The organism is Phaeobacter sp. A36a-5a (genome assembly GCF_037911135.1).
In the GTDB taxonomy this organism is placed as follows: domain Bacteria; phylum Pseudomonadota; class Alphaproteobacteria; order Rhodobacterales; family Rhodobacteraceae; genus Phaeobacter; species Phaeobacter bryozoorum.
This window is the reverse complement of sequence record NZ_JBBLYU010000003.1, coordinates 354,251-370,060: the sequence shown is the minus strand read 5'-3', so window position 1 is coordinate 370,060 and position 15,810 is coordinate 354,251. Positions and strand designations below refer to the sequence as shown.

General features: G+C 59.4%; 13 protein-coding genes. 4 read left to right on the top strand and 9 right to left on the bottom strand.

Going from position 1 to position 15,810, the window contains the following annotated elements:
* Window position 1: 1 nt before the first annotated feature.
* The 3 genes from WLQ66_RS15220 to secA all read right to left on the bottom strand — a co-directional run bounded on the left by WLQ66_RS15220 (window position 2) and on the right by secA (window position 5,340).
* Complete coding sequence (locus tag WLQ66_RS15220; RefSeq protein ID WP_340547171.1) at window positions 2-1,558, bottom strand: substrate-binding domain-containing protein; 1,557 nt, start codon at window positions 1,556-1,558, stop codon at window positions 2-4.
* A 24-nt stretch (window positions 1,559-1,582) separates the two neighbouring features.
* Window positions 1,583-2,515, bottom strand: a complete 933-nt coding sequence (locus WLQ66_RS15215; RefSeq protein ID WP_340547170.1) for a hypothetical protein — start codon at window positions 2,513-2,515, stop codon at window positions 1,583-1,585.
* A 137-nt stretch (window positions 2,516-2,652) separates the two neighbouring features.
* Window positions 2,653-5,340, bottom strand: coding sequence for a preprotein translocase subunit SecA (gene secA, locus WLQ66_RS15210; RefSeq protein ID WP_340547169.1), 2,688 nt, complete (start codon window positions 5,338-5,340; stop codon window positions 2,653-2,655).
* Between the two features lie 177 nt (window positions 5,341-5,517).
* Here secA and WLQ66_RS15205 point away from each other — a divergent pair, with 177 nt between their 5' ends.
* From WLQ66_RS15205 to WLQ66_RS15190, 4 genes are all read left to right on the top strand, one after another.
* Entirely contained in the window at window positions 5,518-6,369 is an 852-nt protein-coding gene (locus WLQ66_RS15205; protein ID WP_340547168.1) for a peptidylprolyl isomerase, read from the top strand.
* A 2-nt stretch (window positions 6,370-6,371) separates the two neighbouring features.
* Window positions 6,372-7,601 carry a bifunctional glutamate N-acetyltransferase/amino-acid acetyltransferase ArgJ gene (argJ, locus tag WLQ66_RS15200; RefSeq protein ID WP_340547167.1) on the top strand — a complete coding sequence of 410 codons (1,230 nt, stop codon included), beginning with the start codon at window positions 6,372-6,374 and terminating at the stop codon, window positions 7,599-7,601.
* The gene (gene mutT, locus WLQ66_RS15195; protein ID WP_340547166.1) at window positions 7,598-7,996 is read left to right on the top strand and encodes an 8-oxo-dGTP diphosphatase MutT; all 399 of its coding nucleotides are present in this window, start codon (window positions 7,598-7,600) and stop codon (window positions 7,994-7,996) included. The genes argJ and mutT overlap by 4 nt, the downstream gene beginning before the upstream one ends.
* Window positions 7,997-8,159: 163 nt before the next feature.
* Window positions 8,160-8,294 carry a hypothetical protein gene (locus tag WLQ66_RS15190; RefSeq protein ID WP_340547165.1) on the top strand — a complete coding sequence of 45 codons (135 nt, stop codon included), beginning with the start codon at window positions 8,160-8,162 and terminating at the stop codon, window positions 8,292-8,294.
* Window positions 8,295-8,400: 106 nt separating this feature from the next.
* Here the strand turns inward: WLQ66_RS15190 and infB are convergent, their stop codons facing one another.
* The 6 genes from infB to pip all read right to left on the bottom strand — a co-directional run bounded on the left by infB (window position 8,401) and on the right by pip (window position 15,762).
* Complete coding sequence (infB, locus tag WLQ66_RS15185; RefSeq protein ID WP_340547164.1) at window positions 8,401-10,881, bottom strand: translation initiation factor IF-2; 2,481 nt, start codon at window positions 10,879-10,881, stop codon at window positions 8,401-8,403.
* 8 nt (window positions 10,882-10,889) lie between these two features.
* A complete protein-coding gene (locus tag WLQ66_RS15180; protein ID WP_340547163.1) occupies window positions 10,890-11,510 on the bottom strand; it encodes an RNA-binding protein in 621 nt (206 codons plus the stop codon).
* Between the two features lie 26 nt (window positions 11,511-11,536).
* Window positions 11,537-13,162, bottom strand: a complete 1,626-nt coding sequence (nusA, locus tag WLQ66_RS15175) for a transcription termination factor NusA (RefSeq protein WP_340547162.1) — start codon at window positions 13,160-13,162, stop codon at window positions 11,537-11,539.
* Window positions 13,162-13,752, bottom strand: coding sequence for a ribosome maturation factor RimP (gene rimP / locus WLQ66_RS15170; protein WP_340547161.1), 591 nt, complete (start codon window positions 13,750-13,752; stop codon window positions 13,162-13,164). Before rimP ends, nusA begins: the two co-directional genes overlap by 1 nt.
* Window positions 13,753-13,942: 190 nt before the next feature.
* Window positions 13,943-14,785 carry an ABC transporter substrate-binding protein gene (locus WLQ66_RS15165; RefSeq protein WP_340547160.1) on the bottom strand — a complete coding sequence of 281 codons (843 nt, stop codon included), beginning with the start codon at window positions 14,783-14,785 and terminating at the stop codon, window positions 13,943-13,945.
* Entirely contained in the window at window positions 14,782-15,762 is a 981-nt protein-coding gene (gene pip, locus WLQ66_RS15160; RefSeq protein WP_340547159.1) for a prolyl aminopeptidase, read from the bottom strand. Before pip ends, WLQ66_RS15165 begins: the two co-directional genes overlap by 4 nt.
* Window positions 15,763-15,810 lie beyond the last annotated feature (48 nt).

The window sequence follows — 15,810 nt, the reverse complement described above, 5'->3', positions numbered from 1 at the left end:
TTTATCGAACCCAGACTTCGACCCGTCGATTGACCTGTCGGCCCCATCGCTGGTCTTCACAGGCCATCGGCAGCGCCTCACCAAAGGCCTCCACCGCTATTTCGGTCCGCTCGAGATTCGCGGTTTCAGCTGCCGCGATGACCGCATCTCGCACCGCCTCCGATCGTTTCAACGCAATGGATTTATTACCGCTCGCCGGGCCATCGCCATCTGAGAAGCCGACAAAAACCAGCTCCCGCGCATCGTAGGCCCCAGCCTCCAGGGACCGGGCGAGCTGATTGATATTGCTTCGCGATTGCGCATCGGGGCGGGTCGATCCCGGTTCAAAGCGAAACGACGTGGTCAACCGCTGCAGACCGTCCAGGCGACTGACCAATCTCTGCAACTCCGCAAGGGAGACCTCCGGCCCGGCTGCGCTGATGGCATTGGCCAGACGGTCGCCCTGAACATTCATCGAAATTCTCTCTGGTGCCTGATCAACGAACCCGGCTCTGCGGATCACAATCTGCGCCGCGGGGCCGCGAACATAACTCAGAAAATCCCGCGCAAGCTTGGGCAACCGTCGTGACGGGAGATATAGAAACATCGGCGCAGTCAGCGGATAGTCTTCTGTCTTGATTGACCGGCGATTGGCCCGCAGCGAGAAGCCACACGCGCCGCGCAGGGTCAGGACGCGTGCGGTCGATGTTTCGGCAAAGCTCGCCAGCCCAAGGGCAAAGGGATCTGTCGCAACGACTCGCACCAAGGTGCTGCCACGGTCGTGGCGCCGCAGACGACTGCCGAGCGCCGCAATATTTGGCGGCTCAAGCCGGTCAGAAATCGCCTGAGCCAAGCCAGAGCCCGCGACGGGCAAATGAAGAGAGATCGGCGCGTCAGCCCCACCCAGCTCAGACCAGTTTTTCAGATCCCCGGATAGAACGCGCGCGAGATTCGACACCGAAATCGAGCGCACAGGGTTCCCCGGTGCCACCACCGGCACCATGGCATCCAGCGCCAGAACGCGACTGCGTTGTGACCCTGTCATATCCCCCATTCCGGCCTCACGCGCGCGCTCACGCTCCGCGCTGCGGATTTCGCGCAGGGCCATCACGATATCGGCTTCATTGGCCAGAAGATCGGCAAACCCTTCGTCGGTATTGCTGACAAAAAAGCTGAACCTGGCGGCGACTCGACCTGTGTCCCGCAGTAACACATAGTCAAAATTATTGTCGGGCATCGGATCTCGCCGGGTCTGGAAACCGTTTCTGAGTGCGAACCCTTCGATCAGCGCCGGTAACAGAACCTCTGCCATGGTGGAAGAACCCGACAGGGTAATCTCCGCAACATAATCAGACAGGCTCGGGCAACCGGGCCCCTCACAGCTGACGCCGGACCCATCAACCGTCAGCTCACCGAACTTCGTATCAACGCGATAGAATTCACCATCAAAACCCAGAATATTCCCGGTGATCTCAACGGCGCCGTCAGGTGAGGAAAGGGTCACATCCTGCGCATTGAGCGGCAGGATTCCAGCGACAAGAAAGAGTGCGGCGCCTACCGCCGCACGAAGCAAAGCCATGAGAAATCCTGAATAAACCGCTAGTTAATTTGCGGCGATTTTCAGTGTTTCTAGCAAATTATTCAACACAAGAAAATCACCCGTAGCGGCACAATCAGGCATCGCCAGTGTCAGATCACGGGTGCGCAGCTTTCCATCGCGCAGTTCAAGCGTCTGCGCCGAAACGTCACGACCGCAATTGATCGCGGTCACCTCGGCCTCGACGGTCAGGTCGATCACACCACTACGGTCGCCGCCAAGCCGTGGAACGCTGTAGATCTCTGCCAAACGCGGCGCCAGCTGCGAGGCATCGCCAAGCTGCACGACCGACCCCCGGCCAGCTGTAAGATCAGCACCGCGCCAGACATGACCAGCGCTGCCATACCCCGCGCCAAACTCGCGCGCGTGCAGTTCAAAGCCGCTATTGCCAGCCCATTGCAGGACCACCCGGCTGACCAGATTTAGATCAGGCACCGAAGTTGTCGCCACTGCACCACGGCCTGTTTTCGGCTCGACGATAAAAACTGCGGTAGAAGAAAGTGCCGGCACCTGAACGGTCAGCGCGCCGGTATCGTCCAGGCGGCTGGAGAACATCATTCCATTGTGATGAATGGTCAACCGCTCTCCGGGACGGCAAAGGGACAAGATCGTCAAACGCACCTCTGCCATCGGGCTGGCGACGGCTTCTGCTGTCATATCGCAGGTGGTCTCTGGGTCATGACGCCCGGCCTGACGGGCTTCGCCCTCGCCGCCGGAAGCAGGTGTGGCCGCAGTGAGGCTGATCGCCTCAATCTGAAGGGCACCACCGGTCGAGAGGTCTGGCAGGTTGTCTACGGCCGCAACCGCAAGCCCCTTCGCAGGAACCGCGGCTTCTGCAGTCGCCTGCGGACCGCCATCGGCATGTTGCATAACAAGACCGATCGCGAGTGCGCTACAGAGGGTGGCCGCGCTCATCAAGGCTGTACGTTTGCTGATCATTACCGACTCCTTACCCAAAAAGGTTAAGGAACCGTGACGCAGAAAGGCGACCAATTGATGGCCGCCCCTTGCTGAGAATCTGGCGAAAGCATGCAATTTTCACTGTTTTCGCCAGACTATCTCACCTCTCCGGTGCCTCAGCTGAGGCTGCCATGGCAGTGTTTGAACTTCTTGCCAGACCCACAAGGGCATTTGTCATTGCGAGATGGATTGCCCCATGTCGATGGATCGTCTTCAACAAACCCATCGGCTGGTGCCTCCGGCAACGCAGCGCCAGCAGCGGCCCTTTGCAGTTCCGCCTGCTGGGCGGCCAGCTGCATCATCATCTGGCGCTGCTCTTCTTCGCTGATGGGGCGCACATGTGCGAGCTGCTGAGTGACGGTTTCACGCAGCGTATCGAGCATCGTTTCAAACAGCTGGAAACTCTCATTCTTATATTCATTGAGCGGATCACGCTGCGCGTAGCCACGGAAGCCCACCACAGAACGCAGATGTTCCAGCGTCAGAAGATGTTCGCGCCATTTCGCGTCGATGGTCTGAAGCAGAACCTGCTTTTCGATATTGCGCATGGTTTCAGCACCAAACGCTTCGGTCTTTTCTGCCATCTTGGCATCGCTGGCGGCGACCAGACGTTCGCGGATCTGCTCGTCATCGACGCCTTCTTCGGCAGCCCAGTCGACCACGGGGACATCAAGCCCGAGTTTCTCGCGGACCTGCGCCTGCAGGCCCTCGCTGTCCCATTGGTCGGCATAGGTCTTGGCCGGCATATGCACATCGAGAAGATCGTCGATCACCTCATGACGCATATCACCGACGATTTCGGACAGATCTTCAGCAGCCATGATTTCGCGACGCTGGTTAAAGATCACCTTGCGCTGATCATTCATCACGTCGTCGAATTTCAGAACGTTCTTACGCATGTCAAAGTTGCGGCCTTCGACCTTTGCCTGGGCGCGTTCCAGCGACTTGTTCACCCAAGGGTGAATGATCGCCTCGCCCTCTTTCATGCCAAGGGTCGACAACAGCTTGTCCAGTCGCTCTGACCCGAAGATGCGCATCAGATCATCTTCAAGGCTGAGGTAGAACACGGTGCGACCCGGATCGCCCTGGCGACCGGAGCGACCGCGCAGCTGGTTGTCGATCCGGCGGCTCTCGTGGCGTTCGGAAGCCATCACGAACAGGCCACCTGCGTCCAGAACACTCTGCTTTTCCGCGGCATGTTTGGCCTCTTCCTCGGTGCGCAGGGCAACCGGGTCGGCATCGGGCTGGGCGTCCAGCGCATCCAGCACCTTCAGCTCCACATTACCGCCCAACTGAATGTCGGTCCCGCGGCCGGCCATGTTGGTAGCGATGGTCACAGCGCCCAGACGACCGGCCTCCGCCACAATCTTGGCTTCCTGTTCGTGGTGACGGGCGTTCAGCACGTTGTGCTTGATGCCCTCTTTCTCCAGCATCTGGCTGAGCAGCTCGGATTTTTCGATCGAGGTCGTGCCCAAAAGAACAGGCTGGCCCTTTTCATGGGCCTTCTTGGTCTCTTCAATCATCGCACGGTATTTCTCGACAGCCGTGCGGTAGACCTGATCGTCCTCATCCTTACGAGCGATTGGTCGGTTGGTTGGAACCTCGACCACACCCAGACCGTAGATCTCGGCAAATTCCTCGGCCTCGGTCATCGCTGTGCCGGTCATCCCGGACAGCTTGCTGTAGAGGCGGAAGTAGTTCTGAAAGGTCACGGAGGCCAGCGTTGTGTTCTCGGGCTGAATCTTAACCTCTTCCTTGGCTTCGATGGCCTGATGCAGACCCTCGGAAAGGCGGCGACCGGCCATCATCCGACCGGTGAATTCATCGATCAGCACCACCTCGCCATCGCGCACGATGTAGTCCTTGTCGCGCTGGAACAGCTTATGCGCCCGCAGCGCCTGGTTGACGTGATGTACTACCGTAGTGCTCTCAGGATCATACAGTGACGCTCCCTCTTCCAGCAGGCCATGGGCGATCAACTGCTGCTCGAGGTATTCGTTGCCATCCTCGGTGAAGGTCACGCCGCGGGTTTTTTCGTCCAACTCATAGTGATCATCACTCAGGAGCGGGATCATCTTGTCGATGGTCGAGTAGAGTTCCGAGCGATCTTCCGCCGGACCTGAGATGATCAGCGGCGTACGCGCCTCGTCGATCAGGATCGAGTCGACCTCATCCACAATCGCGAAATTATGGTGTTTCTGGAAAACCTGATCGAGGCTTGGCTTCATGTTGTCGCGCAGGTAGTCAAAGCCCAGCTCGTTGTTGGTCGCATAAGTGACATCGCTCTGATAGGCAGCCATCTTCTCCGCATCAGGCTGGCCGGACCAGATCACGCCGGTGGTCATGCCGAGTTGCGCAAAGACCTTGCCCATCCACTCGCTGTCGCGCTTGGCGAGGTATTCGTTCACCGTCACCACATGCACGCCCTTGCCGGTCAGCGCATTGAGATAGGCCGGGAAGGTCGCAACGAGGGTTTTACCCTCACCGGTCTTCATCTCGGAAATATTGCCCTGGTGCAGAAAGATGCCACCCATGAGCTGCGTATCAAAGGCCCGCAGCCCCAGCGCACGCCGCGCCGCCTCGCGTACGTTGGCAAAAGCCTCGGGCAGAAGGTCATCCAGGCTCTCTCCGTCACCGGCGCGCTTGCGCAGCTCGGCGGTTTTGTCCTGCAACTCCTGATCGCTGAGTTTCTCGAACTCGGGCTCCAGCGCGTTGATCTTGGCAATCAGCGGCCGTGTCGCCTTGATTTTGCGGTCATTCGGCGTGCCGAAAACCTTTTTGGCGAGTGTTCCGATACCCAGCATGTGTTCTCCAACCGTCCTGTCATTGGCCCCTGGCGTTGGCAGGCTTGCCCGCCCCGCTTGCAACTCATAAACAATGATGGAACAGCGGTCCTGTCAAAGGCCTCATGGCGATGTAAGGTCCCGCAAATACGGTGTCAACGCTACGCCCAGCCGTGGCCAGAGAATAGGAAGAATTCAATGCGCAAAGGTCTCACTTATTTGTCTGGGCTGGCCCTGACGACCGCCTTGACACTGCCCATACCCGCTGTGGCCGAACCACATGCCAATACAGTGGTTGCAAAGGTGAATGGCGAAGAGATCACGATTGGTCACATGATCATCGCCCGCGCGACGCTGCCGCAGCAGTATCAGCAGCTGCCGGATGATGTTCTCTATGACGCAATTCTGGACCAGCTGATTCAGCAAACCAGCCTGAAACAGGAACTGAATGGCGAGGTTCCGAAATACGTCGAACTCTCCCTCGAGAATGAAGCCCGTTCGCTGCTGGCCGCTGATGTCATCGAAAAGGTGATGGAGGGTGCCGCCTCCGAACAGGACCTTCGCGCCGCCTACGACGAGAAATACACCGACGGAACCGGCGGTGATGAATTCAACGCCTCGCATATTCTGGTCGAGACCAAGGAGGATGCAGCCGAAATTCGCGCCGAGCTGGAGGCTGGTGCTGATTTTGCCACTCTAGCGCGCGAACGGTCGACCGGTCCCTCCGGCCCGAACGGTGGGGAGCTCGGCTGGTTTGGCAAGGGGCGCATGGTCCCGGAATTTGAAGAAGCCGTCCTCGCGATGCGTACCGGTGACGTCTCCGAACCGGTTCAAACCCAGTTCGGCTGGCATGTGATCAAGCTCAACGAACGGCGCACCTCTGCTGCGCCTACCTTTGACGAGGTCCGCGAAGAGCTTGCAGCGCAGATGCGCCAGGACGCGGTAGAAGAGCGCGTACTCTCCCTGACCACCTCGGCAACGATTGAACGCCCTGAGATCGAAGATCTAGACCCCGCAATCCTGAAAAACCTTGACCTGGTTAGGAACTGAAAATGGCACTGCCCCGCTCTCCGCTTGCACCAGACCATTTCCCCGAGCTGCCGGAAATCACCGGTGTTAGATTCGCATCGGTAGCCGCCGGCGTGAGATACAAGGATCGTACGGACGTTATGCTCGCGGTGATGGCACCCGGAACGGCCGTCGCCGGCGTCTTTACCCGCTCCGCGACCCGCTCCGCCCCCGTTCTGGACTGTCAGGCAAAACTCGCTTCGGCAGAAAACGACACCGCGCACGGCGCGGCGATCCTCGTGAACTCCGGCAATTCTAACGCCTTTACCGGGCACTATGGTCAAACCTCGGTTGCCGAGATCACCCGCAGTGTAGCAGAATGCACGGGAGTTCCGGCCGCACGGGTGTTCACCGCATCAACCGGAGTCATCGGCGAACCACTACCGCACGACCGCATCGTCGCCCAGATCGCGGCGCTGAACGATGGGTTGGACGCCACCGCCATCGAAGCTGCTGCCGGCGCGATCATGACAACGGACACCTTTGTCAAAGGGGCCAGCGCGAAAATCGAGATCGACGGCAAAACAGTCTCTATCGCGGGGATTGCCAAGGGGTCGGGTATGATCGCCCCCGACATGGCGACCATGCTTGTCTATATCTTCACAGATGCGAAGATGCTGCAGACGGCGTTGCAGGAGCTTCTGTCGCAAACCTGTGACCGGACCTTCAACTGCATCACCGTGGACAGCGATACATCGACCTCGGACAGTCTGATGCTCTGTGCCACTGGCGCCTCCGGCGTTGATGTAACCGGACATGCTGAATTCGCCGAGGCGCTGGAAGCAGTCATGCTGGACCTGTCGCATCAAGTGGTGCGCGATGGTGAGGGCGCGACCAAATTCGTCGAGATCCAGGTGACCGGCGCGATGAATGACCACGACGCCAAGGTTCATGGCCTGTCGATTGCCAATTCGCCGCTGGTCAAAACGGCCATTGCCGGGGAGGATCCGAACTGGGGCCGCGTCGTGATGGCAATCGGCAAATCCGGGGCAGCCGCCGATCGGGACAAGCTGTCCATCTCCTTTGGCGATGTACTGGTCGCCGAAAAAGGCTGGGTGTCGCCAAACTATCGCGAAGCAGCCGGCGCCGCCGAAATGAAGAAGTCGGAGATCGTCATCAAGGTTGATCTGGGATTGGCAGAGGGGCAGAGCACTGTTTGGACCTGTGACCTTACGCACCAATATATCACCATCAACGCGGACTACCGGTCATGAAGACCGTACTGGTATCTGCGGTTGCGCTGATTGATATCGAGGGGCGCGTGCTGCTTGCTCAGCGCCCCGAGGGCAAGTCGATGGCCGGTCTGTGGGAATTTCCCGGCGGCAAGGTCGAGCCCGGTGAAACGCCCGAGGCGGCGCTGATCCGCGAACTGGAAGAGGAGCTCGGCATCAACACCTGGGCGTCCTGTCTGGCACCGCTGACCTTTGCAAGCCACAGCTATGAAGATTTTCACCTGCTGATGCCGCTATTTGCCTGTCGTAAATGGGAGGGTATCCCGCAGGCGAAAGAAGGGCAGACACTGAAATGGGTCCGCGCGCAGAACCTGCGTGATTACCCCATGCCGGCGGCCGATGTGCCGCTGATCCCGATCCTGCGGGACTGGCTCTAGTTCCGGTCTGCCCGGTTTCCCGCACAGAACGGCTTAGCCGCCGCCGCGTCCTGCGGCGGTATCCTTCACGTGCATCAATCAATCATTAACTTTTTTCGTTAACCCTGAGAGCCAACAGGCAGCGTAATGTCGGTATTTCTGACGGCAAGAGGCGGTAGCGATCATGATCAGAACGATTAAGCAGGGTGCATTTATCTTCATCCAAGGCACATTCGTGCGCAGCTTGCCCGATGGCAAGATTTCGGTGCGCGTCGGTAGCAAAACCTACGAAGGTGAACCGGTCGGCCGCGCCGCCTGATCCCCCACACTCTCCTTAGCAGACTGGTTTCTCCTCCCTGAACCAGTCACGAAAAAACCCCGACCTGGTTTGGCCGGGGTTTTTTTATTCATGCTATGATCGTGGATCAGTCGAGTGTGCGGGTCACTTCTTCACGTTCGAAGATCTCGATCACATCACCCTTGCGGACATCATCGTAATTCTCAAACGCCATGCCGCATTCCTGACCGGACTGAACCTCTGCCACTTCATCCTTGAAGCGTTTGAGAGTTTTCAGCGTACCTTCGTGGATCACAACGTTGTCACGCAGCAGGCGGACGCCAGCGGAGCGGCGTGCCACACCTTCGGTCACGAGACAGCCCGCAACCTTGCCAACGTTGGATACCTTGAAGACATCCTTGATCTCTGCATAGCCGATGAAGTTCTCGCGGATCTCAGCTGACAGCAGGCCGGACGCCGCCGCCTTCACATCGTCGACGAGGTCATAGATGACCGAGTAGTAGCGGATCTCGACGCCCTTCTGGTTGGCCGAGTTCCGTGCCGATGTGTTGGCACGCACGTTGAAGCCCATGACAGGAGCACCAGAGGCCTCTGCCAGACCGATATCGCTCTCGGTGATGGCGCCAACGCCGGAGTGCAGCACGCGAACACGCACTTCGTCATTGCCGATCTTCTCCATCGCCTGAACGATGGCTTCGGCAGAGCCTTGCACGTCAGCTTTAACCAGGATCGGCAGCTCGGAGACATTTTCGTCCTCCTTGGCCTTCTGCATCAGCTGTTCCAGCGTGGTCGCGGCACCGGCCGCTGCGCGCTTGTCCTTGGCGGCCTGGGCGCGGTACTCGGCGATCTCGCGGGCCTGCGCTTCGGTTTCGGTGACGTTCAGAACGTCGCCTGCTTCGGGTGTACCATTGAGACCCAGCACTTCGACCGGAACCGAGGGGCCAGCTTCCTGAACCCGCTCACCCTTGTCATTGATCAGCGCACGGACCTTACCGTACTGCTCACCGACAACAAAGATATCACCCTGACGCAGGGTGCCATTCTGAACCAGCACCGTGGCCACAGGTCCGCGACCCACGTCCAGCTGTGCCTCGATCACGGCACCTTGAGCTGCGCGATCCGGATTGGCCTTCAGTTCGAGGATTTCCGCCTGCAGCGCAATGGCTTCCAGCAGCTCGTCCAGACCCTGACCAGTTACGGCAGAGACTTCCACATCCTGTACTTCACCAGACATCGCTTCCACGACAACTTCATGCTGCAGCAGATCGGTGCGGACTTTCATCGGGTCTGCGGCCGGCTTGTCGATCTTGTTGATCGCCACGATCATGGGAACACCCGCCGCCTTGGCGTGGTTGATTGCTTCGACGGTCTGCGGCATCACAGCGTCATCTGCAGCCACAACAAGGACCACGATATCCGTGACCTGCGCACCGCGCGAACGCATAGAGGTAAAGGCCGCGTGGCCAGGCGTGTCGAGGAAGCTCAACACAGCCCCGCCTTCGGTTTTCACCTGATAGGCACCGATGTGCTGGGTAATGCCACCTGCCTCGCCTGCAACAACCCGCGCGTCGCGGATCGCATCCAGCAGAGACGTCTTACCGTGGTCAACGTGACCCATGATGGTGATCACAGGAGGACGCGGCTGAAGGTCATCTTCCTTGTCCTCGACCTCTTTGATGACGTCTTCAACATCCGAATCAGAAACACGCACCACGTTGTGGCCGAACTCTTCGATGATCAGCTCGGCGGTATCCGCGTCGATGGTCTGGTTCTGCGTGACCATCATGCCCATGTTCATCAGCGATTTGACAACCTCGCCGACGCGCTCGGCCATCCGGTTTGCCAGCTCGGAGACGACAATCGCCTCGGGCAGCTGGACGTCACGAATAACCTTTTCACGCTCGACCGAGCCCATGGCCTTCTGGCGTGCTCGCTCTTGCTTACGCTTCATCGACGCCATGGAGCGCTGACGACCACCTTCACCACCGGTCGCCTGACCAAGTGTCAGCTTACCGGAGCGACGGCCACCGCCTTCGTTGCGACCTTTGGCATTGCGGTTCTGCCGGTCATCACGTTCGCGATCCCCCTTACGAGGCTGCGAAGACGGGCCCGGCTCGGGACGGGCCGCAGCCGGTTCCGACTTTTTCTTTTCGGCATCAGTAGCCGCCCGCTGCGCAGCAGCCTCAGCTTCGACACGCTTGCGCTCTTCTTCTTCGGCCTTCTGGCGGGCACGCTCTTCAGCTTCGCGCTGTTCACGTTCCTTGGCTTCCTGTTCAGCCCGGCGGCGCTCACGCTCTTCGGCACGGGCCTTTTCCTCGGCTTCGCGCTGCTGCGCTTCTTCTACTTCGCGGGCCTTGGCGGCCTGCAACGCCTTCAGGCGGCGCGCCATCTCTGCATCGCTGATGCCAGCCGGACGCCGCGATGCGTCACCGGACGGCGTCGCACCTGAGCCCCCCTTGGCCGCGGTCGGCTTGGGGACCACAACGCGTTTGCGCTTGGTTTCCACCACGACATTCTTGGTCCGACCGTGGCTGAAGCTCTGTTTCACATTCCCGGGCCGGGACCCACCACGAAGACCCAACGTCTTTTTGCCGTCACTATCGCTCATAAAGCTCTTTATCCTTCCGTGCGGCCCTTGCCGCCCACCGTTTCGCGCAAACCTTGTAGTCGTTGCGCTTCCTCTACAACACGTTTGCCGAGTCCACCAGAGGCCAGCGCCGCATGTATCACAGTTTGGCGCCCAAAGGCCATGCCCAGCTCATCCGCAGTGAGGCATCCGATGAATTTCCCACGGTGCGGCGTGCTCAATTTTGATTTGCCCCGTCCTGATCCATCCGAAGCCTGGATCAATACGCGGGCGTGTTCCTTGGCCAGCCAGTCTTTGACCTTCTCATAGCCAGAGACCGCATCACCCGACTTGCGCGCCAGGCTGATCAGCTCGATCAGGCGCCGCAGCACCTGACCTTTGATTTCATCCACCAGCCCGTCAGGCACCGTCACCGGCGCCTTGAAACCGCGGGCAAAGAGTTTCTTCTTTACCGCAGTTTGGAGCGCTGCCTCGGTCGAGGTCACATAGACCCCGCGCCCCGGCAGCTTTCCCATCACATCAGGAACAACCTGACCTTCGGGGCCAACAACAAAGCGGATCAGCCCTTCTTTGGGCTGGATCTCGCCTGTTGCCAGACATTTTCGCTCCGGTCCGTCGGACCGGTCTTTGTCACTGCCACCGCGTGTCATTGCTATCCTCGCTGCGAGGCCTGAGTTCAGGCCTCGCCCTCTTCTGCTTCGCCGTCTTCGATGTCGGCATCGTCTTCAGCATCCGCTTCCAGTTCGGTGGGATCCACCCAACCCAGCAGAACGCGGGCGGTCATGACAAGAGTCTGAGCATCTTCCAGCGACACATCAAATGGTTCCAGAATGCCGTCATCCTTGACGCGCTCACCCTTGTTGGTGGTCCAACCGCCGGCCAGCTCCCAGTCAGCGCAGGTAGCAAAATCTTCAAGCGTCTTGATGCCATCCTTGGCCAGTGCCTCAATCATTTGGGGCGTCAGACCATCAAAGTCAATCAGGCTGTCCTCGGCACCCAATGCGCGGGCTGCATCAATCGCCGCTTTCGCCTGCGCTTCCAGGTAGTCAGCCGCACGCGCCTGAAGCTCCTGAGCGGTGCCCTCGTCGACACCGTCAATAACCAGCAGCTCATCCAGCTCGACATAGGCAACTTCTTCGAGGTTGGTAAAGCCTTCGGAGACCAGCAGCTGGGCAAAGAATTCGTCCAGATCCAGGGTTTCCATGAACAGCTTGGTACGCGCCTCGAATTCCTTCTGGCGGCGGGCCGATTCCTCTTCCTCGGTCATGATGTCGATATCAAGCGCGGTCAGCTGCGATGCCAGACGCACGTTCTGACCACGACGGCCGATTGCCAGCGACAGCTGCTCTTCGGGGACCACGACCTCGATCTTGCCCGCTTCTTCGTCCAGAACAACCTTGGACACTTCCGCAGGCTGCAGCGCGTTCACAAGGAAGGTCGGCTGATCTTCGTTCCACGGGATGATGTCGATCTTTTCACCCTGCAGTTCGTTGACCACGGCCTGAACGCGCGAACCGCGCATACCGACACAGGCGCCAACCGGATCGATGGAGCCATCATAGCTGATCACAGCAATCTTTGCGCGCGAACCCGGATCACGGGCAACCGCCTTGATCTCAATGACGCCATCATAGATTTCAGGCACTTCCATCTTGAACAGCTCAGCCATGAACTCCGGCGCGGTCCGCGACAGGAAGATTTGAGGGCCACGCGGCTCGCGGCGCACATCCTTGATATAGCAGCGAATCCGGTCATTCGGGCGGTAACTCTCGCGGCCGATTTTCTCGTTCCGGCGCAGGATCGCCTCACCCGCACCCACGTCAACGATGACGTTGCCGTATTCTTCACGTTTGACCAGGCCGTTGATGATGGTGCCGGCACGATCCTTGAACTCTTCGTACTGACGATCACGCTCAGCTTCGCGCACCTTCTGCAGGATCACCTGCTTGGCGGACTGGGCAGCGATCCGGCCCATCTCGACAGGAGGCACTTCCTCGACGAAGACATCGCCAACCGAAGGATCGGCCATATACTGCTTGGCCTGCTCAACAGTCATTTCCGCCTGGTAGTTTTCCAGCGCGTCATCTTCGACCACGGTCCGCACGCGGGTAAAGGTCGCACGGCCAGTCTTGCGGTCAATGGACACACGAATATCCATCTCGCTGCCGTAGCGGCTCTTGGCGGCCCGCGCCAGGCTCTCTTCCATCGCATCGACAACCAAACCGGGGTCGATCATCTTTTCGCGCGCCACGGCTTCTGCGGTCTGCAGAAGCTCCAACTGGTTTGCTGATGTGATAGCCATTACTTTTTCTCCTCTTCGGACCCATCGGCCTCGATTTCGTCGAATGCGTCTTCGTTCAGGGTGCCGGCAGCCTTGCGCTGACGCAGCATTTCTTTGATCAGATCATCGGTAAGAACCAGTTTGGCATCGCTCAGCCAGTCGAATTTCAAGCCGATGGTAACAGTCTCGCCATGTTCTTCGATATTGATCAGAACCTCGTCATCCTCAACACCGGCCAGCTCGCCCTTGAAACGGCGGCGGCCGTCGATCAGCTCGCTGGTCTCGATCTTGGCCTCATAGCCCTCGAACATATCGAAGTCTTTGAGACGGGTCAGCGGCCGGTCGATACCGGGGCTGGAGACTTCAAGCGCGTAGCTGTCAAGGATCGGATCCTCCACGTCCAGCGTCGCACTGACCGCGTTGGAGATCTCAGCGCAGCCATCCACCTCGATGCCGCCTTCAGGCTTGTCGGCCATGATCTGCAGGGTGGTCGTCTTGCCAGACATCAGCCGAATACGCACCAGCTCAAAACCGAGATCTTCAATCACCGGGGTGATGATCTCGGCAAGCCGACGGTCGATGGCTGCCTTGGCTATCAGGTCATTGGTCATACGAATTCCAGATCTGTGATTCGGGCACAAAAAAACGGGCGCGCGGCCCGTTGAACTTTCCGGTGGAGCTGAGGGTCAAACCCGACGCGCCGCTGTTACGAAAGGCATATACGCCGGATCAGGCCAAACTGCAAGAGGCAGTTCCCCTGACCCATGTTCTGTGCGGACCCAGGCTTGCAAATCTTCCAGATCAGAGGCGCCACCAGCGTTCCGCAATACGACCATCGTCCAAAGCCGACCGAGTGCCTATCGTCCGAGGCATACCAACATCCCGCCGGGCTGCCAGCGCCATGTCATCAACGGATGGATGGTAGTGAAAACTGCCGCGCGAGATGAGACCTTCGGGTGCTGGCAGGGCGGCGACATCGACATATCCATCCCGCAGCGCCTCAGCCCGCACGGTGGCATCGGGAATCACGATCAACTCAACCGTATCGACCCAACCGGCCTGACCGGATTTGTAGTGCCCCCGCACCCGCGCCGCGCGGAAGTCGCGCCCAGAGCGCGCGCGCTCCACCCTGTAGCACCCGGTCCCGTTTGCCGCTGAGAGGTCGCCTGAGGTTTCCCCGCCGGCGGCAATCGCAAACCGGCCATCGGCCAATAAATAAGGGAGATGCGGATTGGACGCGCCCAGCACAATCTGGATGCTACCGGGCGAGAGTATGTCGATTTGAGCAGCGCCATCGCCGATATCGCTGCCCAGCAGGCTCGCCGCCACATCCGCCGCCCGCACCGGTGTTCCATCGTGAAACGTCACATCTGCCCGAATATCGAACTGCCAGACCCGCGCATCGGGGCTGCTGCTCCAGCGACTGGCCAGCTCAGGCCGCAAGGAGCCGTCAGGGCCAATTTCCATCAAGGTGTCAAACACGGCCCCACGAGCGACCTGATCCATCAGCCCACCGTCTCGCGGTACCGCGAGACGAAGGATCCCGCCCTGCCGCGGCGTATCAGCCAGCGCGGCCCCGGTTGCAGCCAGCAGGGCAGCCGCGGCGCCAGATGTGAACAGCGCACGCCTGTCGATCCGTGTCATGGCTCCTGCTCCTCTGCAATCTGGTCCATTGCGCGCACCAGCTCGGCGCTGATTCCCGGTTCGGACAGAGCATGGCCCGCATTGCGCACCATCTTCAACTCGGCATTTGGCCACAGCTCTTTCAATCGCCAGGCGGAGGTCGGCGGACAAATCATATCATACCGCCCCTGCACGATGATGCCGGGAATATGCGATATGCGCCCCATATTGGCAAAGATCTGACCATCGTAGTCGAGAAACCCGCCATTGATGAAATAGTGATTCTCCAGTCGTGCAAAGGCGCGCGCGTAGTCGCCCGGGCTTTCGCCCGATGTGCCGTTGGAATGGATCGAGGCCAACGCGTTCTCCCATGCCGACCAAGCCCGGCCGAACAGGATCTCCTCAGCCATATCGCCGGAAAACAGCCGTCTGTTATAGGCGGCGATCAGATCGCCCCGCTCACCATCGGGGATCATCGAGACAAAACGCGACCAGGTCTCCGGCCAGAAACGGCCAGCACCACCACCGTAGAACCAGTCCAGCTCTGACTTGGTCATCAGGAAGACGCCGCGCAGGATCAGATGGCGCACCCGCTCGGGATGGGTCTGGGCATAGATCAGCGACAAAGTTGCCCCCCAGCTCCCGCCGAACACCATCCACCGCGACAGCCCCAGAAGTCGGCGGATGATTTCCATATCCGCGACCAGGTGCCAGGTTGTATTGTCAGCGCAAGAGGCATGCGGCCGTGACCGTCCGCAACCGCGCTGATCGAATAACACAATCCGGTAGTGGTCAGGGTCGAAATACCGCCGCATGGCCGGGCTGCTCCCGCCACCCGGGCCTCCGTGACAGACCACCACAGGGATACCGTCCGGATTACCGCTCTGCTCCATATAGATATGGTGGCCCTGCCCCACATCGACCATCCGCTGATCAAAGGGTTCAATGGGCGGGTACAAATACTGCACTGCGCGCTTTTGATACGGGTATTTGTCCATTACTGACCTAACTTAGTCCTGAATGATAAAAGAACACACGGAGACAGG